At 61.3% G+C, this 22914-nt stretch carries 19 protein-coding genes and 1 pseudogene; 13 read left to right on the top strand and 7 right to left on the bottom strand.

Annotated elements, in window-relative coordinates; translation table 11 throughout:
* Nucleotides 1–104 (top strand): annotated as a pseudogene (locus SOP85_RS08065) (IS110 family transposase); the annotation flags it as partial.
* 143 nt (nt 105–247) lie between these two features.
* Here SOP85_RS08065 and rapA read toward each other — a convergent pair.
* Entirely contained in the window at nt 248–3094 is a 2847-nt protein-coding gene (gene rapA / locus SOP85_RS08070; RefSeq protein WP_274073430.1) for an RNA polymerase-associated protein RapA, read from the bottom strand.
* Nucleotides 3095–3324: 230 nt separating this feature from the next.
* Here rapA and SOP85_RS08075 point away from each other — a divergent pair, with 230 nt between their 5' ends.
* The 3 genes from SOP85_RS08075 to ccoM all read left to right on the top strand — a co-directional run bounded on the left by SOP85_RS08075 (nt 3325) and on the right by ccoM (nt 4161).
* Nucleotides 3325–3666: an aspartate-semialdehyde dehydrogenase gene (locus SOP85_RS08075; protein WP_323626631.1), complete on the top strand. Its 342-nt coding sequence runs from the start codon at nt 3325–3327 to the stop codon at nt 3664–3666.
* Between the two features lie 71 nt (nt 3667–3737).
* A complete protein-coding gene (locus SOP85_RS08080; RefSeq protein ID WP_008016476.1) occupies nt 3738–3899 on the top strand; it encodes a hypothetical protein in 162 nt (53 codons plus the stop codon).
* Between the two features lie 145 nt (nt 3900–4044).
* Nucleotides 4045–4161 (top strand): cytochrome c oxidase subunit CcoM, encoded by a 117-nt coding sequence (gene ccoM, locus SOP85_RS08085; RefSeq protein WP_323608795.1) that lies wholly within the window; start codon nt 4045–4047, stop codon nt 4159–4161.
* A gap of 260 nt (nt 4162–4421) precedes the next feature.
* Here ccoM and SOP85_RS08090 read toward each other — a convergent pair whose 3' ends face one another.
* The 3 genes from SOP85_RS08090 to SOP85_RS08100 form a co-directional block, all read right to left on the bottom strand.
* On the bottom strand, nt 4422–5897 hold the full coding sequence (locus SOP85_RS08090; protein WP_274073432.1) for an inorganic phosphate transporter: 1476 nt from the start codon (nt 5895–5897) through the stop codon (nt 4422–4424).
* A gap of 378 nt (nt 5898–6275) precedes the next feature.
* On the bottom strand, nt 6276–6476 hold the full coding sequence (locus SOP85_RS08095; RefSeq protein ID WP_008056863.1) for a hypothetical protein: 201 nt from the start codon (nt 6474–6476) through the stop codon (nt 6276–6278).
* A gap of 95 nt (nt 6477–6571) precedes the next feature.
* On the bottom strand, nt 6572–6733 hold the full coding sequence (locus SOP85_RS08100; protein ID WP_323626632.1) for a hypothetical protein: 162 nt from the start codon (nt 6731–6733) through the stop codon (nt 6572–6574).
* Nucleotides 6734–7116: 383 nt separating this feature from the next.
* On the opposite strand from SOP85_RS08100, the gene pcaR reads away from it, so the two are divergent.
* The 9 genes from pcaR to pcaC all read left to right on the top strand — a co-directional run bounded on the left by pcaR (nt 7117) and on the right by pcaC (nt 16465).
* Entirely contained in the window at nt 7117–7959 is an 843-nt protein-coding gene (gene pcaR / locus SOP85_RS08105; protein ID WP_323626633.1) for a pca regulon transcriptional regulator PcaR, read from the top strand.
* Nucleotides 7960–8243: 284 nt separating this feature from the next.
* Nucleotides 8244–9590, top strand: coding sequence for an MFS transporter (locus tag SOP85_RS08110; protein ID WP_274073434.1), 1347 nt, complete (start codon nt 8244–8246; stop codon nt 9588–9590).
* Nucleotides 9591–9818: 228 nt separating this feature from the next.
* On the top strand, nt 9819–11024 hold the full coding sequence (gene pcaF / locus SOP85_RS08115) for a 3-oxoadipyl-CoA thiolase (protein WP_323626634.1): 1206 nt from the start codon (nt 9819–9821) through the stop codon (nt 11022–11024).
* A 37-nt stretch (nt 11025–11061) separates the two neighbouring features.
* Nucleotides 11062–11766, top strand: coding sequence for a protocatechuate 3,4-dioxygenase subunit beta (gene pcaH, locus SOP85_RS08120; RefSeq protein ID WP_274073436.1), 705 nt, complete (start codon nt 11062–11064; stop codon nt 11764–11766).
* A 1-nt stretch (nt 11767) separates the two neighbouring features.
* Entirely contained in the window at nt 11768–12334 is a 567-nt protein-coding gene (pcaG, locus tag SOP85_RS08125) for a protocatechuate 3,4-dioxygenase subunit alpha (protein WP_323608799.1), read from the top strand.
* A gap of 194 nt (nt 12335–12528) precedes the next feature.
* Nucleotides 12529–13833, top strand: a complete 1305-nt coding sequence (locus SOP85_RS08130; RefSeq protein ID WP_274073438.1) for an MFS family transporter — start codon at nt 12529–12531, stop codon at nt 13831–13833.
* Between the two features lie 45 nt (nt 13834–13878).
* A complete protein-coding gene (locus SOP85_RS08135; RefSeq protein ID WP_323626635.1) occupies nt 13879–15243 on the top strand; it encodes a 3-carboxy-cis,cis-muconate cycloisomerase in 1365 nt (454 codons plus the stop codon).
* An 11-nt stretch (nt 15244–15254) separates the two neighbouring features.
* On the top strand, nt 15255–16061 hold the full coding sequence (gene pcaD, locus SOP85_RS08140; RefSeq protein ID WP_323626636.1) for a 3-oxoadipate enol-lactonase: 807 nt from the start codon (nt 15255–15257) through the stop codon (nt 16059–16061).
* 11 nt (nt 16062–16072) lie between these two features.
* Entirely contained in the window at nt 16073–16465 is a 393-nt protein-coding gene (gene pcaC, locus SOP85_RS08145; RefSeq protein WP_323626637.1) for a 4-carboxymuconolactone decarboxylase, read from the top strand.
* A gap of 137 nt (nt 16466–16602) precedes the next feature.
* Here the strand turns inward: pcaC and SOP85_RS08150 are convergent, their stop codons facing one another.
* The 3 genes from SOP85_RS08150 to emhB all read right to left on the bottom strand — a co-directional run bounded on the left by SOP85_RS08150 (nt 16603) and on the right by emhB (nt 22911).
* Entirely contained in the window at nt 16603–17859 is a 1257-nt protein-coding gene (locus SOP85_RS08150) for an OprD family porin (RefSeq protein ID WP_323626639.1), read from the bottom strand.
* A 430-nt stretch (nt 17860–18289) separates the two neighbouring features.
* Nucleotides 18290–19750 (bottom strand): efflux RND transporter outer membrane subunit EmhC, encoded by a 1461-nt coding sequence (emhC, locus tag SOP85_RS08155; protein ID WP_274073443.1) that lies wholly within the window; start codon nt 19748–19750, stop codon nt 18290–18292.
* Nucleotides 19747–22911 (bottom strand): efflux RND transporter permease subunit EmhB, encoded by a 3165-nt coding sequence (gene emhB, locus SOP85_RS08160; RefSeq protein ID WP_274073444.1) that lies wholly within the window; start codon nt 22909–22911, stop codon nt 19747–19749. The genes emhC and emhB overlap by 4 nt, the downstream gene beginning before the upstream one ends.
* Nucleotides 22912–22914: the final 3 nt, after the last annotated feature.

Genomic DNA, 22914 nt, shown 5'->3' on the forward strand with positions numbered 1-22914 from the left:
TGGTCATCCTGGCTCGAAAGCTGGCACGAGTGGCGTTCGCCCTGATGAAGAACCAGAGCGAGTATCAGCCAAATCCAGTCTTGGGGGCTTCCCCCCAAACATAGAATCTCCCACAGGGGGGATTGCATTCCAGATGTGGGAGCGGGCTTGCTCGCGAAGAGGTAATAAGTAGCACTACAAAACTCAAGCAAACAAAAAAGGCCCGCATCGCTGCGGGCCTTTTTGTTCAAGCGGTGAAGCAGGGGACTTAACCCGCCACCAACACCCGGATCGCTTCCAGTCGCAGCGCAGCCTTGTCGAGCATGGCCAGGCCTTGTTCGCGTTGCTTGCGCAGCGCAACCAGTTCGCTGTCACGTACGGTCGGGTTGACCGCTTGCAACGCGGTCAGGCGTGCCAGTTCCTCGTCGGTGTCGGCGGCCAGGCGACGTTGCGCCTCTGCCACGCGTTCGGCGTGACGTGGGTAGATCTTGTCTTCGCCGGCGTTGATCCGTGGCGTCAGCTGATCGCGCTGGGCCTGGATGAACTTGTTGGCGCTGGCGCGCGGTACGCTTTCGAGTTGATCGTTCAAGGTCTCGAACGACACCCGGGCCGACAGGTCATTGCCATTGGTGTCGAGCAGGCAGCGCAGGGCGGCCGGCGGCAGGTAGCGGCCCAGTTGCAGCGAACGCGGGGCAACCACTTCGCTGACGTAGAGCAGTTCCAGCAACACGGTGCCGGGTTTCAGCGCCTTGTTCTTGATCAGTGCCACGGCGGTGTTGCCCATGGAGCCGGACAACACCAGGTCCATGCCGCCCTGGACCATCGGATGTTCCCAGGTGATGAACTGCATGTCTTCGCGAGACAGCGCCTGGTTGCGGTCGTAGGTGATGGTCACGCCTTCGTCGTCGCCCAGCGGGAAGCTGGCGTCGAGCATTTTTTCGCTCGGCTTGAGGATCAGGGCGTTTTCCGAATGGTCTTCGCTGTCGATACCGAATGCATCGAACAGGGTTTCCATGTAGATCGGCAGGGCGAACTGGTCGTCCTGCTCGAGGATGGCCTCGACCAGCGCTTCACCTTCGCCGGCACCGCCGGAATTGAGCTCCAGCAAGCGGTCGCGGCCGGTGTGCAGCTCGGCTTCCAGGCGCTCGCGCTCGGTGCGGGCTTCGTCGATCAGCGCTTGCCATTCGCCATCGTCGGCTTCTTCGAGCAACGGCAGCAGGCGCGGGCCGAACTGATGTTGCAGGGCGTTGCCGGTCGGGCAGGTGTTGAGGAAAGCATTAAGGGCTTCGTGGTACCACTGGAACAGGCGCTCTTGCGGGCTGGTTTCCAGGTACGGCACGTGCAGTTCGATGGTGTGCTTCTGGCCGATCCGGTCCAGACGACCGATACGTTGTTCCAGCAGGTCCGGGTGGGACGGCAGGTCGAACAGCACCAGGTGGTGGGAGAACTGGAAGTTGCGGCCTTCACTGCCGATTTCCGAACAGATCAGCACTTGCGCGCCAAACTCTTCGTCGGCGAAGTAGGCGGCGGCGCGGTCACGCTCGAGGATGTTCATGCCCTCGTGGAACACCGTGGCCGGAATGCCGGAACGCACGCGCAGGGCGTCTTCCAGGTCCATGGCGGTTTCGGCGTGGGCGCAGATCACCAGCACCTTGGTGCGCTTGAGCATTTTCAACTGGTCGATCAGCCACTCGACGCGCGGGTCGAACTTCCACCAGCGCTCTTCTTCGTTGGCGTCCGGCTGGGCCTGGAAGCTGACTTCCGGGTACAGCTCGGCGTGATCGCCCAGCGGCAGTTCGAGGTATTCGTCCGGGCACGGTAGCGGGTAAGGATGCAGTTTGCGCTCCGGGAACCCCTGGACCGCGGCCCGGGTATTACGGAACAGCACGCGGCCGGTGCCGTGGCGGTCCAGCAGTTCGCGCACCAGGCGGGCGCTGGCTTCGGTGTCGCCATCGTTGACGGCGGTCAGCAAGGCTTCGCCTTCGTTGCCGAGGAAGCCGTGAATGGTTTCATGAGCTTGCGGCGACAGGCGACCTTTTTCCAGCAGCTCCTGAACGGCCTCGGCCACCGGGCGATAGTTTTCGCTCTCGGCGCGGAAGGCAGCCAGGTCATGGAAGCGGTTCGGGTCGAGCAGGCGCAGACGCGCGAAGTGACTGTCCTGGCCCAGCTGTTCCGGGGTTGCGGTCAACAGCAGGACGCCGGGGATCGTTTCAGCGAGTTGTTCGACCAGCGAGTATTCCGGGCTGACCTGGTCTTCGTGCCACACCAGGTGGTGGGCTTCGTCGACCACCAGCAGGTCCCAGCCGGCCGCGAACAGCGCGTCCTGGGCTTTCTCGTCATCCACCAGCCATTCCAGGGCCACCAGCGCGAGCTGGGTGTCTTCGAACGGGTTGGAGGCATCGCTTTCGATGAAGCGTTCTTCGTCGAACAGCGCGACCTGCAGGTTGAAGCGTCGGCGCATTTCTACCAGCCACTGGTGCTGGAGGTTTTCCGGCACCAGGATCAGCACGCGATTGGCGCGGCCCGAAAGCAGTTGGCGATGGATCACCAGACCGGCTTCGATGGTTTTACCCAGGCCCACTTCGTCGGCCAGCAGAACCCGAGGCGCGATGCGGTCGGCCACTTCGCGGGCGATGTGCAGCTGGTGCGCGATCGGTTGCGCACGCACACCACCCAGGCCCCACAGCGACGACTGCAGTTGGCGGCTGGTGTGTTCGAGGGTGTGATAACGCAGGGCGAACCAGGCCAGGGGGTCGATCTGCCCGGCGAACAGACGGTCGCTGGCGAGACGGAACTGGATGAAGTTCGACAGTTGGGTTTCCGGCAGGGTGACCACTTCGTTCTGCGCGTCGAGGCCGTGATAGACCAGCAGGCCATCGACGTCGTCGACTTCGCGTACGGTCAGTTTCCAGCCTTCGAAGTGAGTGATGGTGTCACCCGGCGAAAACCGCACACGGGTGAGGGGCGCATTCCGTAGCGCGTACTGGCGAGTGTCGCCAGTGGCCGGGTAGAGCACGGTCAGCAAGCGGCCGTCCTGTGCCAGAACGGTGCCCAAACCCAGCTCCGCTTCGCTGTCACTGATCCAGCGTTGCCCCGGTTGATACTGCTGCGCCATGCTGCCTGACTCCCACCTTGAAAAAGCGGGCTATCTTAACGGAATCAGGTCTCCAGACCAAAGGATTACCTGTGTGGGAACTGCCTTGGGCTGCGATCTTTTGATCTTGCCAGGCTGAAGAAATCGTAGCCTGCGAACGTTCCCACCGTGCCAATCGACTCACAGTTTGCGACCGATGGCTCAAGTCGCCGTCACAGCGGCCGACAGCCTGCTGAAAGGAGACTGATAATATGCTGACACCGATGCTCCCCTTGAGTGCCGTGCCGATCACTTCCCAGCACGACCCGGTTCGCCCGCGCCCGGACATCGCGCCCGTCGTGCCGGTGCAGGAAAGCGCCAGCGACAGCACCATCGACCTGCAAAAGCGCGATCCGGAAGAGGCCGCGCTGCTGCTGCGCGAAGAACAGCGGCGCAAGCAGGAGCAGCAACGCCGCCGCCGTGAAGCCGACGAGGACCCCGAAGCGCACCTGGCGATCCCGGGTGACGAACTCAATGCCGACAACACCGTGCCGGTGGCTCCGTTGATGGAAGACCAGCCTCGTCAGGGCCTGTGGGTCGATATCGAGATTTGAGCCCGTGACTGGTCAGCGCCGTCGCCAGACCGCATTATTGGCACATTCCTGCCAAGCGATGCACTGACACCATGAGCCAAGACGACAAGCTGATCGACCTGAATGCCGAACGCGCCAAGCGTGTCCATGACCTTAACGACAAGCGCCTGAACGAAGTGCGCCAGGCGTTCGAGCAGGCCATGCCATTGGGCAAGGCGAAGAAAAAGCCGAAGAACAAACCGAAAAAGCGTTGAGTCTTCCTGCATCGATTGATGCAGGTCAGTTTTCCCCCCGCCTTCCAGGCCCGGTCCCGGGCAACATTGATCCCGGTCAATATTTTCTCCTGCCCGATTGGTTACCTTGGCCCCATCGCAACAGGGCAACTGCAGGAGACGCGTCATGTTTTTCGATAACGTGGTGATCGCCGGAGTGCTGACCGTCAGCCTCATGGTTGTATTTTTTGCAGGGTTCGGATTTTTTATCTGGAAAGACTCGCACAAGCGCAAAGAGCCGTAGGTCTTTCTGGATGCAATGAGCACGCAAGGCATTTTGGGCAACTTCGGTTGCCCTTTTTTTTTGCCCTGAACAATCTACTGGCATGCACCAATCCCCTGTAGGAGCGAGCTTGCTCGCGATGGAGTGTCAGTCGACACCTTCGTAGCTGACACACCTTCGCGAGCAAGCTCGCTCCTACAGTGATGTGCGGTGTTGCTAAAATTCGGTAATAAAAAAGGCGCGGTCCTCACGGAGCGCGCCTTTTTTCGTTCGGCTGCCTGTCAGCTGCCGAGTGCCTTCGACGCCAGCCAGAACAAGCCGGCCGACAGCGCCACGGTGGCGGGCAGGGTCAGGACCCAGGCCAGCAGGATGGTCTTGACGGTGCCGCCTTGCAGGCCGCTTTTGTTGGCGACCATGGTACCGGCAACGCCCGAGGACAGGACGTGGGTGGTGGACACCGGCAGGCTGAAGATGTTGGCCATGCCGATCAGGCTCGCGGTGGTGATCTGCGCCGACATGCCCTGGGAATAGGTCATGCCTTGCTTGCCGATCTTCTCGCCGATGGTCAGTACCACGCGTTTCCAGCCGACCATGGTACCCAGGCCCAGGGCCAGGGCGACCGCCAGGATCACCCAGAACGGAGCGTATTCAGTGGTCGTGGTCAGGTCTTTGCGCAGCTTGTCCAGGTCAGCCTTTTCCCGCGGGGCCAGGGTTGGCAGTTTGCTGACTTTCTTCGCCGTGTCGTCCAGGCAGAGCAGGTAGCGACGCACTTCGATGCGGCTTTCCGGCGGCAGCGAGTGATAGTCGGCTACACCCTTGAGGGTGCCAAGCAGGGCATTGATGGTCGGTTCGGTCTGTTGCGGGTTGCAGCGGAATTTCTCCGGCAGATCGCCTTCGACGCTTTTGCCCAGGGCCAGGAATTCGCCGAGGGTTTCGGCGTTGCGCTGGTAGAACTGGTTCAGGTGCAAGGTGGCGTCGCGGGTACGTTCGATCTGGTAGGTGGTGCTGTTCAGATCAAGTACGAACTGCGCCGGCACGATGCCGATCAGCACCAGCATGATCAGGCCAATACCTTTCTGACCATCGTTGGAACCGTGCACGAAGCTCACGGCCATGGCCGAGATCACCAGCACCAGGCGGTTCCAGAATGGCGGGTGTTTCTTGTCGTCGATCTTGCGACGCTGCTCCGGCGTCTTGTGCATCTTCGACAGCGGGCGCCACCATTTCAGACCGATCAGAATCAGCGCAGCGATCAGGAAGCCTGCCATTGGCGAGAACACCAGCGACATACCGATATCAATCGCCTTTTGCCAGTTCACGCCATCGGCCAACGCAATATCGTTGATCAGGGCGTTGGCCAGGCCTACGCCGAGGATCGAACCGATCAGCGTATGGGAGCTGGAGGCAGGGATACCGAAGTACCAGGTGCCCAGGTTCCAGGCGATGGCGGCGGCGAGCAACGAGAACACCATGGCCAGTCCGTGACCGGTGTTCACATTGATCAGCAGCTCCACCGGCAGCAGGTGGACAATGGCATACGCCACGCCAACGCCGCCCAGCAAAACGCCGAGGAAGTTGAACACACCGGAAAAGAACACCGCCAGATGAGGCGGCATGGCTTTGGTGTAGATAACAGTGGCTACCGCGTTAGCGGTGTCATGAAATCCGTTGATGAACTCGAAGGCGAGGACAAAAGTCAGGGCGAGCAGGAGGCTCACAAGCACCCAAGCATCCAGTCCGCTGAATAAATCGATCATGAAGGTTTTCTGACCCGGTCATAAGGGGGCGCGATTATGCCAGAAAAGACTGGAAATCGATGCACTTGCTGCTCATCGGTAACATTCTTCAACGAATTATTTTGCTTTGGGGCCTGAATTTCCTGCGCTTTTGCGGGTCTTGCAAGTACTTGAATTTCTTTGGAAAGCCCGCAGGCACAGGGGTTCGCCACGCCTGGAGGGACCTTGCGCGCGCTTGTATGAAATTTCTGAAAATAGTGTCAGATACGAGCCTTCAGCCTTATCAGGTCGGCAAGGCGGCCGCTGCCCGCTCGTGGCGGGCGCAAAAAGGCAACATCAGTACATCCCGCTTTTAACGGATGCAATGCAGACCCCGGCAGGTATTAAAAGCCCAGGACGTCACGGCTCCTCGGCTTTCAGTTCCTTTTCCATTTTTTCCAGTTCCTGCTTGAAAACCTGATCCTGAACGGTGGCGCGTTTGCGCCATGGCTTGCGTTCCGGTTCGGGCTGGGCGGCGTAGGTGGTGACTTCCCCGCCGTAAACTTCCTTGTAACGTTGTTCCTGGCGCTCAAGTTCCGCGCGCAGTTCGTCTTTTGTCACGGTGCTACCTGATTGAGTTGAGGTGAATTCTGGTGAAACGCGCTGCACTCGATGTATTGACCGCACTCGTCAAAAGCAAAAAGCCCTTACAGGCATCATTTTTGCGACAGTGTGCTCATTACTTCCATGTTGCAGGCGGCCACGGCACCAGAGATATATAGCTGACGTAGCATCAGTTCCTGTTTCAGCGAGCGCGTTGGCGCGATGCGGATGCAGTCGGCGTCATGGGCTTGCTGAGGAGAGCGGCGATGGAACATCGCGCCACCGGTAGCGGGATCGGCTAATAAAAAACCGATTGGCTACTGAATTACATTATAGCGAGCGATTGACAGAACACTATCACGATAGAGTTAAAAGTGGATCTTGATGTGTGATTGTTTTCTACCCATAACCCGTTAGTGGCAACTTGGGCACTGGATGATGCCATTGTACGGCGATGCCTTTTTGGCGCCATTAAGTCGCACAACTTAAGACCATTACATTGCGCCTTGAAGTCGGCAGATGCGCCGCGCAAAAAAACATGGATTGCGATTATCGATCGATGGTTCGATAATCGCCCAATCTTGTCGGGCCGGGCTTGTGTACCCTACAGCCAGTCGCCTGTAATGGATCGACGATCCGTCTGGGAAAAGGACCTAGTATGAACGATCAACTGCGCAACTCCTTCGCTTCGGTGGCACCGCCGATCGTTGCTTCCCCCGCCAAGCGGATCCAGGCCCTGACCGGCGACCCGGACTTCATGACCTCGCTGGCGCGTGGACTGGCCGTGGTGCAGGCGTTCCAGGAGCGCAAGCGGCATCTGACCATTGCCCAGATCAGCCACCGGACGGAAATTCCCCGCGCCGCCGTGCGCCGTTGCCTGCATACGTTGATCAAGCTCGGTTACGCCACCACCGATGGCCGCACCTATTCGCTGCTGCCCAAAGTGCTGACCCTGGGCCACGCCTATGTGTCCTCGACGCCGCTGGCGGTTTCGGCACAGCCGTACCTGGACCGCATGAGCGAGCAACTCCACGAGGCCTGCAACATGGCCACGCTTGAAGGCGATGACATCTTGTACATCGCCCGCTCGGCCACCACCCAGCGCCTGATATCGGTCGACCTGTCGGTGGGTGGGCGCTTGCCGGCCTATTGCACGTCGATGGGCAGGATCCTGCTCGCCGCCCTCGATGACACGTCATTGCACGAGTATCTCGACCACGCCGACCTGCAAGCCAAGACCAGTCGAACCCTCCATACCTCCGAGGCATTGCTCGAATGCCTGCAGGAGGTGCGACAACAAGGGTGGTGCATCGTCGACCAGGAACTGGAGCAGGGGCTGCGTTCGATCGCGGTGCCGGTGTACGACGCTTCCGGCCAGGTGGTCGCGGCGCTCAACGTCAGTACCCACGCCGGGCGGGTCAGCCGCAGCGAGCTTGAACAACGTTTCCTGCCCGGCTTGTTGAGTGCCAGCCGCGACCTCAGCACCCAGCTGTTTACCTAAGCTGTTCGATAATCGCACAGACTCGCGTCTGGCGAATTGACGCTCTTTCCCTTGGCTCATTAATGTCGCGGCAGCGTCATCCGGCGCTGTCGATCTCGATCCGGCACCGGACGACGACCCCATAATAATGAGAAGAGGCACCCCATGCGCACATTCCCCGACTGTCGCCGTTCTCCCCGGTTTTTGTGCCGGAACCCGATCGCCTGATCCTGACACCCCCTTTACCGTGACAGCCCTGTTAAAGGCTGGCACCTGTTCGACTGCGTTTTGCGTGGAAAAAAATAATGAACCAGCCCCAGTCTGCTGTAGGTAACTGCCTCGACGTGCAGTCCTTCATCAATGCCCAACCCATTTCGCGCTATCAGTGGCGCGTGGTGATCCTGTGTTTCCTGATTGTCTTCCTCGATGGCCTTGATACCGCGGCCATGGGCTTCATCGCGCCCGCGCTGTCCCAGGATTGGGGCATCGACCGGGCCAGCCTCGGCCCGGTGATGAGTGCGGCGCTGATCGGCATGGTCTTCGGCGCACTGGGTTCCGGTCCGCTGGCTGACCGCTTTGGGCGCAAGGTCGTTCTGGTCGGGGCGGTGCTGCTGTTCGGTGCCTTCAGCCTGGCTTCGGCCTACAGTACCAACGTCGACCAGTTGCTGGTGTTGCGTTTCCTGACCGGTCTCGGCTTGGGCGCGGGCATGCCGAACGCAACCACGCTGCTGTCGGAATACACCCCGGAGCGCAAGAAGTCCCTGCTGGTGACCAGCATGTTCTGCGGCTTCAACCTGGGCATGGCCGGGGGTGGATTCATTTCGGCGAAGCTGATTCCGGCCTTCGGCTGGCACAGTCTGCTGCTGATCGGCGGGATCCTGCCGTTGATCCTCGCTGTCGTATTGCTGGTCTGGCTGCCGGAGTCGGCGCGTTTCCTCGTGGTGCGTAATCGCGGCACCGACAAGGTACGCAAGACCCTGGCACCCATCGACCCGACGGTGGTGGGCCAGGCCTCGAGCTTCAGCGTGCCGGAGCAGAAAACCGTGAAGGCGCGCAACGTGTTTGCGGTGATCTTCTCCGGCACCTACAGCGTCGGCACCTTGCTGTTGTGGCTGACCTACTTCATGGGCCTGGTGATCGTCTACCTGCTGACCAGTTGGCTGCCGACCCTGATGCGTGACAGTGGCGCGAGCATGGAGCAGGCCGCGTTCATCGGCGCGCTGTTCCAGTTCGGCGGGGTGTTGAGCGCGGTGGGCGTAGGCTGGGCGATGGACCGCTTCAATCCGCACAAGGTCATCGGCATTTTCTACCTGCTGGCCGGGGTATTTGCCTACGCGGTAGGGCAGAGCCTGGGCAACATCACAATCCTGGCGACCCTGGTGCTGGTGGCCGGTATGTGTGTCAACGGCGCGCAATCGGCGATGCCGTCGCTGGCCGCGCGGTTTTATCCGACTCAAGGGCGAGCCACCGGGGTTTCGTGGATGCTCGGGATTGGCCGCTTCGGCGCGATCCTAGGTGCATGGATGGGCGCGACGCTGCTGGGGCTGGGCTGGAATTTCGAGCAGGTGCTGACGGCATTGGTGATTCCGGCGGCATTGGCAACGGCGGCGGTGCTGATCAAGGGGTTGGTCAGTCATGCCGATGCCACCTGATCATGCCTTTGTAGGAGCTGCCGCAGGCTGCGATCTTTTGCAGGCGACAAAACGATAGCCAGACAACAATGTGTTCGATAAACGAACACTCAGTCGATTATCGAATTGTTTGGCCTGTGCCATGGGCTTAATCTTTAACCATTGCGGCGCTGCGCATCGGCGCCTTTTTTACTACGTCGAAATAACAAACGGGAGCTCGCTCTGCGTGATCTCGAAGCCCGGAGAAGCATGATGCGTGAAGTTTATATCTGCGACGCGATTCGCACCCCCATCGGCCGTTTCGGCGGCGGCCTGTCGGCAGTTCGCGCCGACGACCTGGCCGCGGTGCCGATCAAGGCGCTGATGGAGCGCAACCCTTCGGTGGACTGGACGGCGGTGGACGAAGTGTTCCTCGGCTGCGCCAACCAGGCCGGTGAAGACAACCGCAACGTGGCGCGCATGGCGCTGCTGCTGGCGGGGCTGCCGGAAACCATTCCGGGTGTGACCCTCAATCGCCTGTGCGCTTCGGGCATGGACGCCATCGGCACCGCGTTCCGCGCCATCGCCAGTGGCGAAATGGAGCTGGCGATTGCCGGTGGCGTCGAGTCGATGTCCCGCGCGCCATTCGTGATGGGCAAGGCTGATGCAGCGTTCTCGCGCAACATGAAGCTGGAAGACACCACCATCGGCTGGCGCTTCATCAACCCGTTGATGAAAGCCCAGTACGGTGTGGATGCGATGCCGCAAACCGCCGACAACGTCGCCGACGATTACCAGGTGTCCCGCGCCGATCAGGACGCGTTCGCCTTGCGCAGCCAGCAACGCACCGCCGCCGCGCAAGCCGCGGGCTTCTTCGCCGAAGAAATCGTCGAAGTGCGCATTGCCCACAAGAAGGGTGAAACCGTGGTCACCCAGGACGAACATCCGCGCGCCGACACCACCCTCGAAGCCCTGACCAAACTCAAGCCGGTCAACGGCCCGGACAAAACCGTCACCGCTGGCAACGCTTCGGGCGTCAACGACGGTGCCGCCGCCTTGATCCTGGCTTCGGCCGAAGCGGTGAAAAAACACGGCCTGACCGCCCGCGCCAAAGTGCTGGGCATGGCCAGCGCCGGTGTTGCGCCACGGGTGATGGGCATCGGCCCGGTGCCCGCCGTGCGTAAACTGATCGAACGCCTCGGCGTGGCCGTCAGCGATTTCGACGTGATCGAACTCAACGAAGCCTTCGCCAGCCAGGGCCTGGCGGTACTGCGTGAACTGGGAATCGCCGACGACGCGGCCCAGGTCAACCCGAACGGTGGCGCCATTGCCTTGGGCCATCCGCTGGGCATGAGCGGTGCGCGCCTGGTACTGACCGCATTGCATCAGCTGGAAAAAACCGGTGGCAAGAAAGGCCTGGCGACCATGTGCGTCGGTGTCGGCCAGGGTCTGGCCCTGGCGATCGAGCGCGTCTGACGCGCTCTGCCACTAACAAGAAATCGAGGAAAGCTTCATGACTGACAAGCCTGGTTATCGTCGCCCGCAGGAAGGCACTCAGCCTGAGTACCTGCATCCGACCTACCAATCCACCAACCTGCGCTCGCCGTCCAAGCCATTGGTGTTTTTGCCGCATTCGTTGTCGGAAATCACCGGTCCGACCATTGGTGCCGAGCGCGTCAATGAGAAGGATAACGACCTGACCGCCCAGCATGAAGGCGAACCACAGGGCGAACGCATCATCATTCACGGCCGTGTGCTGGATGAGAACGGCCTGCCGGTGCCGGGGATCCTGGTGGAGATCTGGCAGGCCAACGCCGCCGGTCGCTACAACCATGCCCGTGACCTGCACGACGCGCCGTTGGACCCCAACTTCACCGGCACCGGCCGCACCGTGACCGACGCCGATGGCTGGTACCAGTTCCAGACCATCAAGCCCGGCGCGTATCCGTGGGGTAACCACCACAACGCCTGGCGCCCGGCGCACATCCATTTCTCGCTGTTCGGGCCGAGCATCCTGACGCGCCTGGTCACCCAGATGTATTTCCCGGGCGACCCGCTGCTGGCGTACGACCCGATCTACAACTGCGTGCCCGATACCCGCGCCAAAGAGCGTTTGATCGCCTCGTTCGATCTGGAAAAAACCATCCCTTCCTATGCCCTCGGTTATCGCTGGGACATCGTCTTGCGCGGCCGCGACGCCACGCCGATGGAGAAATAAGATGACGCTGAATGCGACCACGTCCCACACCGTCGGGCCGTACTACCACATCGGACTGACCTGGCTGAACCGCGAAGACCTGACTGTCGAGCAAACCCTGGGCGAGCGCGTGGCGATCACCGGGCAGGTGGTCGATGGCAACGGCGATGTCGTCAACGACGCGATGCTGGAAGTCTGGCAGGCCAACGCCGCCGGCAAATACGACCACCCCGAAGACGACCAGGACAAACCCCTGGACCCGAACTTCGAGGGCTTTGGCCGGGTGCCGGTGGATGCCGAAGGGCGTTTCCGGTTCACCACCATCAAGCCGGGTACGGTCGAAGGCCTCAAGGGCACGACCCAGGCACCGCATCTGGTGGTGCTGGTGTTTGCCCGTGGCCTGGTGAAGCACTTGCTGACGCGGATCTACTTCGATGGCGAGCCGGCTAACGTCGCCGATCCGTTGCTCGAATGCGTGCCGGCAGAACGTCGCGGCACCTTGCTGGCGAAGCAGGATGCGTCGGGTGTGTACCAGTGGAACGTTGTTCTGCAGGGCACCGACGCCGAGACGGTGTTCTTCGATTATTAAGTGAACACCGCATCCCCTGTAGGAGCTGGCTTGCCAGCGATGGTCGTTAACGATGACGCGTATCCATTGGTTTACCGTGTCGCTCTTGCGTCCATCGCTGGCAAGCCAGCTCCTACAGGGGGTTGATGCATTTGTGGAACGGGACTGTTGCAAAGTATGTCTAGACTCTCACAGTCCCCATTGAGTAAAAAACAATGACATCGATCACCGCTACAGAACCTCTGTACACCGGCGAAGAACGCAACAAGCGGATCTTCGCCATTGTCGGCGCTTCGTCCGGCAACCTCGTCGAATGGTTCGACTTCTATGTCTATGCCTTCTGTGCGATCTACTTCGCGCCTGCCTTTTTCCCCTCCGACAACCCCACCGTGCAGTTGGTCAACACCGCGGGCGTATTTGCCGCCGGGTTCCTGATGCGCCCGATTGGCGGCTGGATCTTCGGCCGGGTCGCGGACAAGCACGGGCGCAAGAATTCGATGCTGATATCGATTCTGATGATGTGCTTCGGCTCGCTGCTCATCGCCTGCCTGCCGACCTACAAGGACATCGGTGTCTGGGCGCCGATCATGCTGTTGTTCGCGCGCTTGCTCCAGGGCCTGTCGGTGGGTGGCGAATATGGCACCACCGCCACCTACATGAGCGAAGTCGCCCTCAAGGGCCAGCGCGGTTTTTTCGCCTCGTTCCAGTACGTCACGCTGATCGGCGGGCAGTTGCTGGCGGTGTCGCTGGTGGTGGTCCTGCAGCAGTTCCTCAGTGAGGACGAATTGCGCGCCTACGGCTGGCGGATTCCGTTCGTGGTCGGTGCGATGGCGGCGCTGGTTTCGCTTTATCTGCGCCGTTCGCTGAAAGAAACCACCAGCAAGGAAATGCGCGAAAACAAGGACGCCGGCAGCATCCGCGCGCTGTTCCGCGACCATAAAGCCGCGTTCATCACGGTGCTCGGCTACACCGCCGGTGGCTCGCTGATTTTCTACACCTTCACCACGTACATGCAGAAATACCTGGTGAACACCGCCGGCATGCACGCCAAGACCGCCAGTTACATCATGACCGGCGCACTGTTCCTTTATATGTGCATGCAGCCGTTCTTCGGCATGCTCGCCGACAAGATCGGCCGACGTAACTCGATGCTGTGGTTCGGCGCCTTGGGTACTTTGTGCACCGTGCCGATCCTGCTGAGCCTGAAAAGCGTCACCAGTCCGTTCCTGGCCTTTGTGCTGATTACCGTGGCACTGGCGATCGTCAGTTTCTACACCTCGATCAGCGGCCTGGTAAAAGCCGAAATGTTCCCGCCCGAAGTGCGCGCACTGGGCGTCGGCCTGGCGTACGCGGTGGCGAATGCGATCTTCGGTGGTTCGGCGGAGTATGTTGCCTTGAGCCTTAAAGCGGTCGGGATGGAAAACTCCTTCTACTGGTACGTGACGGTGATGATGGCGATCGCGTTCCTGTTCAGCCTGCGCCTGCCCAAGCAAGCCAAGTATCTGCATCACGACCTTTGATCCATACCCGCGGGCCCGAGCGGCCCGCGCCTGCAGGGATTGTTTATGAACGAGCGACCGGGCAATCAATTGTTCGATGCCTATTTCACTGCCCGCGACATGCGTGAAGTGTTCTGCGATCAGGGCCGGGTCCAGGCCATGCTCGATTTCGAAGCGGCGCTGGCCCGTGCCGAAGCGCGGGTTGGACTGATTCCGCACACGGCGGTAGCGCCGATCGAAGCGGCCTGCCAGGCCGGGCATTACGATTTTGCGGCCTTGGGCGAGGCGATTGCCACGGCGGGTAATTCTGCGATTCCGTTGGTCAAGGCGCTGGGCAAACAGATCGCGGCGAGCGATGCCGAGGCCGAGCGCTACGTGCATCTGGGCGCCACCAGTCAGGATGTGATGGACAGCGGCCTGGTGCTGCAATTGCGCCGGGCGCTGGAATTGATCGACAGCGATCTGGCGCAACTGGGCCAGACTCTCGCTACCCAGGCCCAACGTCATGTGGCCACGCCACTAGCCGGGCGCACCTGGTTGCAGCACGCGACGCCGGTGACCCTGGGCATGAAAATCGCCGGTTGGCTGGGGGCGGTGACCCGCAGTCGTCAGCGTCTGCTGGAACTCAAGCCCCGTCTGCTGGTGCTGCAATTCGGCGGCGCTTCCGGGACCCTCGCGGCCTTGGGTGATCAGGCGATGCCGATTGCCCAGGCGTTGGCCGAAGAGCTGCAACTGACGCTGCCCGACCAGCCCTGGCACACCCAGCGCGATCGCCTGGTGGAGTTTGGCTCGGTACTCGGACTGATCGCCGGCAGCCTGGGTAAACTCGGTCGCGACATCAGTCTGTTGATGCAGACCGAAGCCGCCGAGGTGTTCGAGCCTTCGGCGCCGGGCAAGGGCGGCTCCTCGACCATGCCGCACAAACGCAATCCCGTCGGCGCGGCCGTGCTGATTGGCGCGGCGACGCGCGTACCAGGCCTGCTGTCGACCTTGTTCAGCGCGATGCCCCAGGAGCACGAGCGCAGCCTGGGGCTGTGGCACGCCGAGTGGGAAACCCTGCCGGAGATTTGCTGCCTGGTGTCCGGCAGCCTCAAGCAGGCGCTGCTGGTGACCGGCGGGCTGGAAGTGGACGCCGCCCGCATGGCGCGCAACCTCGACCTGACCCAGGGCCTGGTACTCGCCGAAGCGGTGAGCATCGTCCTTGCGCAACGGGTTGGCCGCGACACTGCGCATCACCTGTTGGAGCAATGCTGCAAACGTGCCGTGGCCGAGCAACGTCATCTGCGCGCGGTACTCGGCGACGAACCGCAAGTGACCGCCGAGCTGTCGGCGGCTGAACTCGATCATCTGCTGGACCCCGCCCACTACCTCGGTCAGGCCCGTACCTGGGTCGAGCGAGCGGTGGCTGAACATTCTGCATTGACTGCGTGAAGGAGACTGCTGTGGCTTTCGTACAACTCGCCGATGGCGAACTGCACTACCAAATTCAAGGGCCGCAACTCGACGGACCGGTCGATGCGCCGGTGCTGGTGCTGTCCAACTCGCTGGGTACTGACCTGCACATGTGGGACGCGCAAAATGCGGCGTTCAGCGAGCATTTTCGCGTGCTGCGTTTCGATACCCGCGGCCATGGCAAGTCCTTGGTGACGCCGGGACCGTACAGCATCGAGCAACTGGGCCGCGACGTACTGGCGCTGCTGGATGCGCTGCACATCGAGCGCGCGCATTTCTGTGGACTGTCCATGGGCGGGCTGATCGGCCAGTGGCTGGGCATCAATGCCGGCGAGCGCCTGAACAAACTGGTGGTGTGCAACACCGCGGCGAAAATCGGTGATCCGTCGGTGTGGAACCCACGCATCGAAACCGTGCTGCGCGATGGCCAGGCCGCGATGGTCGCTCTGCGCGATGCGTCGATTGCGCGCTGGTTCACCCCGGATTTCTCAGCGGCCAATCCGGCCGCGGCCAGGCAGATCACCGAAATGCTGGCGGCCACTTCGCCTGAAGGTTACGCGGCCAACTGCGCAGCGGTGCGTGATGCCGACTTCCGCGATCAATTGTCTTCGATCAAGGCACCGCTGTTGGTGGTTGCCGGGACTGAAGATGCAGTGACGCCGCCCTCTGGTGGACACTTCATCCAGGAGCACGTGCAGGGCGCCGAGTACGCCGAGTTCTACGCCGCGCACTTGTCCAACGTCCAGGCCGGCGCTGCGTTCAGCGAGCGGGTACTGGCGTTCTTGTTGGCTCATTGAAGGGGATTGTTGTGGACGAGAAGCAACGTTACGACGAGGGCATGAATGTCCGTCGCGCGGTACTGGGCGACGCCCATGTCGACCGCAGCCTGACCACCCTGACCGAGTTCAACTCGGAGTTCCAGGAAATGATCACCCGCCACGCCTGGGGTGACATCTGGACCCGTCCGGGCCTGCCGCGCCACACCCGCAGCCTGATCACCATCGCCATGCTGATCGGCATGAACCGCGAGGGTGAACTCAAACTGCACCTGCGCGCCGCCGCCAACAACGGCGTGAGCCGTGGCGAGATCAAGGAAGTGATCATGCAGAGCGCGATCTACTGCGGCATTCCCGCCGCCAACGCGACGTTCCACCTGGCCGAGTCGGTGTGGGATGAGTTGGGGACCGAATCGCGGGTGTGAATGCACCGTAGATTTTGAACATACCGAAGATCTAGTGTGGGAGCGGGCTTGCTCGCGAATGCGGTGTTTCAGTCGACATCATTGCTGGCTGACCGTCCGCTTTCGCGAGCAAGCCCGCTCCCACATTTGTTTTGTGTTTACAACAGGCTGATCGGATAGCTGACGATCACACGGTTTTCATCGAACTCATTGTTGCTGTAGTCGCGACGCATGGTCGAGTTGCGCCATTTCACGTTCAGGTCTTTCAGCGCACCGCTTTGCACGGTGTAGCCCAGTTCACTTTCACGCCCCCATTCCTTGCCATCGGTGATCGTCCCCGTGTGCACGTTGTCGCCGCTGATGTAGCGGTTCATCAGGGTCAACCCCGGCACGCCAAGGGCGACGAAGTTGTAGTCGTGGCGCACCTGCCAGGATTTTTCCCGGGCGTTGTCGTAGCTGGAGTTGTAGCTGTCGTTGGCCAGGGTTCCGCCGCTGGTGCCGTTGACGCGCATCCACGGGCTGTCGCCGGTGAGTTTCTGCAGGCCGACGTAAAAGGTGTTGCCACCGTACTTGGCCGATAGCAGCCCGTACATCGTCTTGTTGTCCAACTCGCCGGCCCGGGCGCTGCCGTCATCCTTGCCGTAGAAGAAGCCGAGATTGGCACCCAGGGTCCAGGCGCCGAGCGGTTGGCTGTGGGTCAGGTTGATGAATTGCTGGCTGTAGATGTCCTTGAGTTCGGCGTTCCACACAGCGATCTGGGTGCGTTTCTCGTTGAACAGGTACTCGCCGCCCTGGAAGTTGAAGCGGTCGGAGGTGAATGCGGCTTTGCCGGTCATCGACATGTCGCTCATGCTGCTGTCGTCGCGCGGGCTGTTCTGGCGGAACTGGCCGCCGTATAGCGTCAGGCCGTCGAATTCCTTCGAGGTGATCTGACCGCCACGGAAGGTCTGCGGCAGCGAGCGGCCGTCATCCGAACGCAGGATCGGCAGCACCGGGATCCATTCGCCCACCTTCGCTTCGGTCTGCGACAGCTTGGCCTTGAACGCCACGTTGGTGCGCCCGAAGTTGTCGGCCGGGCGGCCGTCACTGTCCAGCGGCAGCAACTGTGTGCCACCGGTGCCTTTGCCGCCATCGAGTTTCACCGAATACAGGCCCAGCACATCCATGCCGAAGCCGACGATGCCCTGGGTATACCCAGACTTGGCGTCAAGAATGAAGCTTTGTGTCCACTCTTCGGCCTTGCCCTGGGTCTTGGTCGGGTTGGTGAAGTTGCGGTTGATGTAGAAGTTGCGCAGGTTCAGGTTGACCTTGGCTCCTTCGACAAACCCCGACTCTTCGGCCTGGGCGGGCAGGGCTGCGCTCGCCAGGGCGACGGCGATCAGGCTGGGAACGAAGTAATGCGCGGGAGAAGGCATGGGCTCGGGTCTCTCTAATTCTTGGGGATGAAACAGGGTGATGCCGCAACCTGGGGTTGCAGACGTGCATGCGAGATCGGGACAAGCGGGGCGGATCAGCCGGAGAGGGTAGGGCGCGGGGGCATCGTATCGAACCTGTTGTTATTGGTTTTGTGGATCGAATGGTGATGTGAATGTACTAGATGGTTCAATTTGTGAAAGCAGGTTTTGGGCGATTATCGAACGTAAGATTGGCCGGGGTTTGTGTTGTCGATACTGGCCCCTTCGCGAGCAAGCCCGCTCCCACATTCAACCGGGTTCCTCCAGGAAGAATACGATCGAATGTGGGAGCGGGCTTGCTCGCGAAGGGGCCGGATCAGACAACGCATACTTTCCTGCAACCAACAAAAAGCCCACCAAAAGGTGGGCTTCATGTTTTTTCACAGCACCATCAGAACAACTTCAACTTCGGCGCTTCTTCCTTCAACGGCTCGTTCTTCGCCGTCTGTTCGTTCCAGCCACCACCCAGGGCCTTGTACAGGTTGACCTGGCTGACCAGCTGCGCCAGGCGGTCGGTGATCAGTGCCTGTTGGGCACTGAACAGCTGACGCTGGGCATCGAGGAAGGTCAGGTTGCTGTCGACACCGATGCGGTAACGACGCTCGGCCAGGCGGTAGTAGTCCTGGTTGGCATTGACGAAGTCCTGCTGTGCCTGCAACTGCTGGACGTAGGTCTGGCGCGCGGCCAGGCCATCGGCGACTTCCTGGAAGGCCGTCTGGATAGACTTCTCGTAGTTCGCCACGCCAATGTCTTTCTGGATTTTCGAGTAATCCAGGCTGGCGCGCAGGCTGCCGGCGTTGAAGATCGGCAGGTTGATCTGCGGCTGGAACAGCCAGGTGCCCGAGCCACCCTTGAACAGGCCGGACAGGTCCGGGCTCAGGGTGCCGGCGTTGGCCGTCAGGCTGATGCTCGGGAAGAACGCCGCCCGCGCCGCGCCAATGTTGGCGTTGGCGGCCTTGAGGTTGTACTCGGCTTGCAGGATGTCCGGACGACGCTGCAGCAAGTCCGACGGCAGGCCGGGCGGTACTTCGGCCAACAGATCGTCCGCCAGCGGTTTGGCCGCCTGCAGGTTGGCCGGGATGCCGGTGCCGAGCAGCAATACCAGGCTGTTTTCATCCTGGGCGACCTGGCGGGTGTACTTGGCCAGTTGCGCCCGGGCGTTTTCCACCGAGGTGCGCGACTGCGCCAGGTCCAGGGCCGAAGCGACCCCCACTTCGTTGCTGCGGGCGGTGAGCTTGTAGCTCTCCTCGAACGCGGCGAGGGTGTCCTGGGTCAGCTTGAGCAGTTCCTTGTCGGCCTGCCAGGTCAGGTAGGCGTTGGCCACACTGGCCACCAGGCTGATCTGGGTGCTGCGGCGGCCTTCTTCGGTGGCGAAGTACTGCTGCAGCGCTTCTTCGTTCAGGCTGCGAATCCGCCCGAACATGTCGAGCTCGTAGGCACTGATGCCGACCGTGGCCGAGTAGGAACTGCTGATGCCCGCTTCACCGGTCTGCGAAGCGTCAGCCGGCAGGCGCTGACGGCTGCCGCTACCGTTGGCCGAAACGGCCGGGAACAGATCGGCGCGCGAGATGCGGTATTGAGCCGCAAAGGCATCGATGTTCAGGGCCGCGACACGCAGGTCGCGGTTGTTTTCCAGGGATACCTGAATCAGTTGCTGCAGCGCCGGGTCATGGAAAAACTGCCTCCAGCCCTGCTCGGCAGCGGCCTGCGCCGGTGCCTGGGCCGGCGAGTATGCCGGGCCCTGCGGGTATTGACCTGCCACCGGAGCGTCCGGCCGCTGATAGTCAGGTATCAGCGAGCAGCCACTTAGCACGAAGGCGGCGACTGCCAGGGAGAGTAGCGACTTGCTCATTGGCCAGCCTCTTTAGGAGTTTCAGTAGCGTCTTCCTGGTCGACGTTTTTACGCTGACCCATGGCCGACACGGTGACGAAGAACAGTGGGACCCAGAAGATCGCCAGAACGGTTGCCGTGATCATACCGCCAATCACGCCGGTGCCGATGGCATGCTGGCTACCGGAACCTGCGCCCGTGGAGATCGCCAGGGGTACCACACCGAGCACGAAGGCGAGGGAGGTCATGATGATCGGTCGCAGACGCATGCGGCAGGCTTCGATGGCCGCCTCACGCAGGCTGCGCCCTTGTTCGTGCAGTTCCTTGGCGAATTCGACGATCAGGATGGCGTTTTTCGCCGCCAGACCGATGGTCGTCAACAGGCCCACCTGGAAGTACACGTCGTTGGACAAACCACGCAGGCTGGTGGCCATCAGCGCACCGATAATCCCCAGCGGAACGACCAGCATCACCGCGATCGGAATCGACCAGCTCTCATACAGCGCCGCCAGGCACAGGAACACCATCAGCAGCGAAAGGGCGTACAGCGCCGGCGCTTGCGAGCCGGACAGCCGTTCCTCGTAGGACAGGCCGGTCCAGGAAATACCGACACCCTTCGGCAGTTTGGCGGCAAGGGCCTCGACTTCGGCCATGGCTTCACCGGTGGAATAACCCGGAGCCGGGGCGCCGAGGATTTCCATCGCTTCTACGCCGTTGTAGCGGGCCAGTTTCGGCGAGCCGTAGATCCACTCGCCCTTGGCGAACGCCGAGAACGGAACCATGGTGCCGACGCTGTTGCGCACGTACCACTTGTTCAGGTCTTCGGGGCTCATGCGTGAACCCGGCTGGCCTTGCACGTAAACCTTCTTCACCCGACCACGGTCGATGAAGTCGTTGACGTAGCTACTGCCCAGGGCGATCGACAGGGTGTTGTTGATGTCGGCGATGGTAATGCCCAGGGCACTGGCCTTCTCGTCGTCGATTTCCAGTTGGAATTGCGGTTCGTCGTTCAGGCCGTTAGGACGCACCTGGGTGAGGATCTTGCTTTGCGCCGCCATGCCGAGGAACTGGTTACGCGCTTCCATCAGCTTGTCGTGACCGATACCGGCGCGGTCCTGCAGGAACACGTCGAAACCGGTGGCGTTACCCAATTCCAGTACCGCAGGCGGGGCGAAGGCAAACACCATGGCGTCACGGAAGGTGAAGAAGTGCTGTTGGGCACGGGCCGCGACCTTGAACACGCTGTTGTCAGCGTTTCGATCTTCCCATGGGCGCAGCATGATGAACGCCATGCCCGAGCTCTGGCCACGGCCGGCGAAGTTGAAGCCGGTCACGGTAAACACCGAGTTCACCGCATCGCCTTCGCCGCCATCCTTGCCCGGACGCAGCAGGAATTCACGCATTTCGTCCACGACCACCTGGGTGCGCTGGGCGGTCGAACCGGCTGGGGTCTGTACCTGGGCGAACAGTACGCCCTGGTCCTCTTCCGGTAGGAACGCCGTCGGAATGCGGGTGAACAGCCAGATCATGCCGACGACAATGATCAGGTAGGCCAGCAGGTACGGCGCCTTGTGCGTGAGCATGTTGCCCACGCCACGCTCGTAGCTACTGACACCACGGTCGAAGTTGCGGTTGAACCAGCCGAAGAAGCCGCGTTTCGGGGTGTGATGCTCGCCTTTCGAAATCGGCTTGAGCATGGTGGCGCAGAGCGCCGGGGTGAAGATCAGGGCAACCAGTACCGACAGGGCCATGGCCGAGACGATGGTAATCGAGAACTGCTTGTAGATCACACCGGTGGAACCGCTGAAGAACGCCATCGGCAGCAATACCGCCGAGAGCACCAGGGCGATACCGACCAGGGCACCCTGGATCTGGCCCATGGATTTCTTGGTCGCTTCCTTGGGCGACAGGCCTTCTTCGCTCATCACCCGTTCGACGTTTTCCACCACGACGATGGCGTCGTCCACCAGCAAGCCGATGGCCAGTACCATGCCGAACATGGTCAGGGTGTTGATACTGAAACCGGCCGCCGCGAGGATGCCGAATGTCCCGAGCAATACCACCGGAACCGTCATCGTGGTGATGATGGTGGCACGGAAGTTCTGCAGGAACAGGAACATCACCAGGAACACCAGCGCAACCGCTTCGACCAGGGTGTGTACCACGCCCTTGATCGATTCGGTCACCACCGGCGTGGTGTCGTACGGGAACACCACTTCCATCCCTTCAGGGAAGAACGGCTTGAGGCTGTCGATGGTCGTGCGCAGGGCCTTGGCGGTATCCAGGGCGTTGGCACCGGTGGCCAGCTTCACGGCCAGACCGGACGCCGGGGCGCCGTTGAACTGGGCGTTGATGCTGTAGTTCTCGCCACCCAGGCCGACTTCGGCGACATCTTTCAGGCGAACCTGGGAACCGTCCTTGTTGACCTTGAGCAGGATCTTGTTGAATTGCTCGGCGGTCTGCAGGCGCGTCTTGCCGATGATCGTCGCGTTCAACTGGGTGCCGGGCAGGGCGGGCAGGCCGCCGAGCTGGCCGGAGGACACCTGGACGTTCTGCGCGGCGATGGCGGTCTTGACGTCGACCGGGGTCAGATTGAAGTTGTTCAACTTGGCCGGGTCGAGCCAGATACGCATGGCGTACTGCGAACCGAACACCTGGAAGTCGCCGACGCCGGCGGTCCGCGAGATCGGGTCCTGCATGTTCGACACGATGTAGTTGGACAGGTCGTCCTTGGTCATGCTGCCGTCACGCGACACCACGCCGATCACCAGCAGGAAGTTCTTCACTGCCTTGGTCACGCGGATACCTTGTTGCTGCACTTCCTGCGGCAACAGCGGGGTGGCCAGGTTCAGCTTGTTCTGGACCTGGACCTGCGCGGTATCGGAGTTGGTGCCTTGCTCGAAGGTCGCGGTAATGGTCATGGTGCCGTCGGAGTTACTTTCCGAAGACACATAACGCAGGTTGTCGATACCGTTGAGCTGTTGCTCGATCACCTGGACCACGGTGTCCTGCACGGTTTGCGCGGAAGCGCCCGGGTAGGTCACGGAAATGGCGATGGCCGGCGGTGCAATGCTCGGGTACTGGTTGATCGGCAGCTTGAGGATCGACAGTGCCCCGACCAGCATGATCACCAGGGCTATTACCCAGGCGAAAATCGGACGGTCGATGAAAAATCTGGACATGAG

The sequence above is a fragment of the Pseudomonas sp. YuFO20 genome (genome assembly GCF_035064975.1).
In the GTDB taxonomy this organism is placed as follows: Bacteria; Pseudomonadota; Gammaproteobacteria; order Pseudomonadales; family Pseudomonadaceae; genus Aquipseudomonas; species Aquipseudomonas putida_AE.

Bases quoted from the DNA above. Each gene is read 5' to 3' on its own strand.
- SOP85_RS08090 (WP_274073432.1), bottom strand. From the start codon at position 5,897: ATGATCGATTTATTCAGCGGACTGGATGCTTGGGTGCTTGTGAGCCTC.
- SOP85_RS08150 (WP_323626639.1), bottom strand. From the start codon at position 17,859: ATGCCTTCTCCCGCGCATTACTTCGTTCCCAGCCTGATCGCCGTCGCC.
- pcaH (WP_274073436.1), top strand. From the start codon at position 11,062: ATGACTGACAAGCCTGGTTATCGTCGCCCGCAGGAAGGCACTCAGCCT.
- ccoM (WP_323608795.1), top strand. From the start codon at position 4,045: ATGTTTTTCGATAACGTGGTGATCGCCGGAGTGCTGACCGTCAGCCTC.
- emhB (WP_274073444.1), bottom strand. From the start codon at position 22,911: ATGTCCAGATTTTTCATCGACCGTCCGATTTTCGCCTGGGTAATAGCC.
- emhC (WP_274073443.1), bottom strand. From the start codon at position 19,750: ATGAGCAAGTCGCTACTCTCCCTGGCAGTCGCCGCCTTCGTGCTAAGT.
- pcaF (WP_323626634.1), top strand. From the start codon at position 9,819: ATGATGCGTGAAGTTTATATCTGCGACGCGATTCGCACCCCCATCGGC.
- SOP85_RS08130 (WP_274073438.1), top strand. From the start codon at position 12,529: ATGACATCGATCACCGCTACAGAACCTCTGTACACCGGCGAAGAACGC.
- SOP85_RS08080 (WP_008016476.1), top strand. From the start codon at position 3,738: ATGAGCCAAGACGACAAGCTGATCGACCTGAATGCCGAACGCGCCAAG.
- pcaG (WP_323608799.1), top strand. From the start codon at position 11,768: ATGACGCTGAATGCGACCACGTCCCACACCGTCGGGCCGTACTACCAC.
- rapA (WP_274073430.1), bottom strand. From the start codon at position 3,094: ATGGCGCAGCAGTATCAACCGGGGCAACGCTGGATCAGTGACAGCGAA.
- pcaR (WP_323626633.1), top strand. From the start codon at position 7,117: ATGAACGATCAACTGCGCAACTCCTTCGCTTCGGTGGCACCGCCGATC.
- SOP85_RS08135 (WP_323626635.1), top strand. From the start codon at position 13,879: ATGAACGAGCGACCGGGCAATCAATTGTTCGATGCCTATTTCACTGCC.
- SOP85_RS08110 (WP_274073434.1), top strand. From the start codon at position 8,244: ATGAACCAGCCCCAGTCTGCTGTAGGTAACTGCCTCGACGTGCAGTCC.
- SOP85_RS08100 (WP_323626632.1), bottom strand. From the start codon at position 6,733: ATGTTCCATCGCCGCTCTCCTCAGCAAGCCCATGACGCCGACTGCATC.
- SOP85_RS08075 (WP_323626631.1), top strand. From the start codon at position 3,325: ATGCTGACACCGATGCTCCCCTTGAGTGCCGTGCCGATCACTTCCCAG.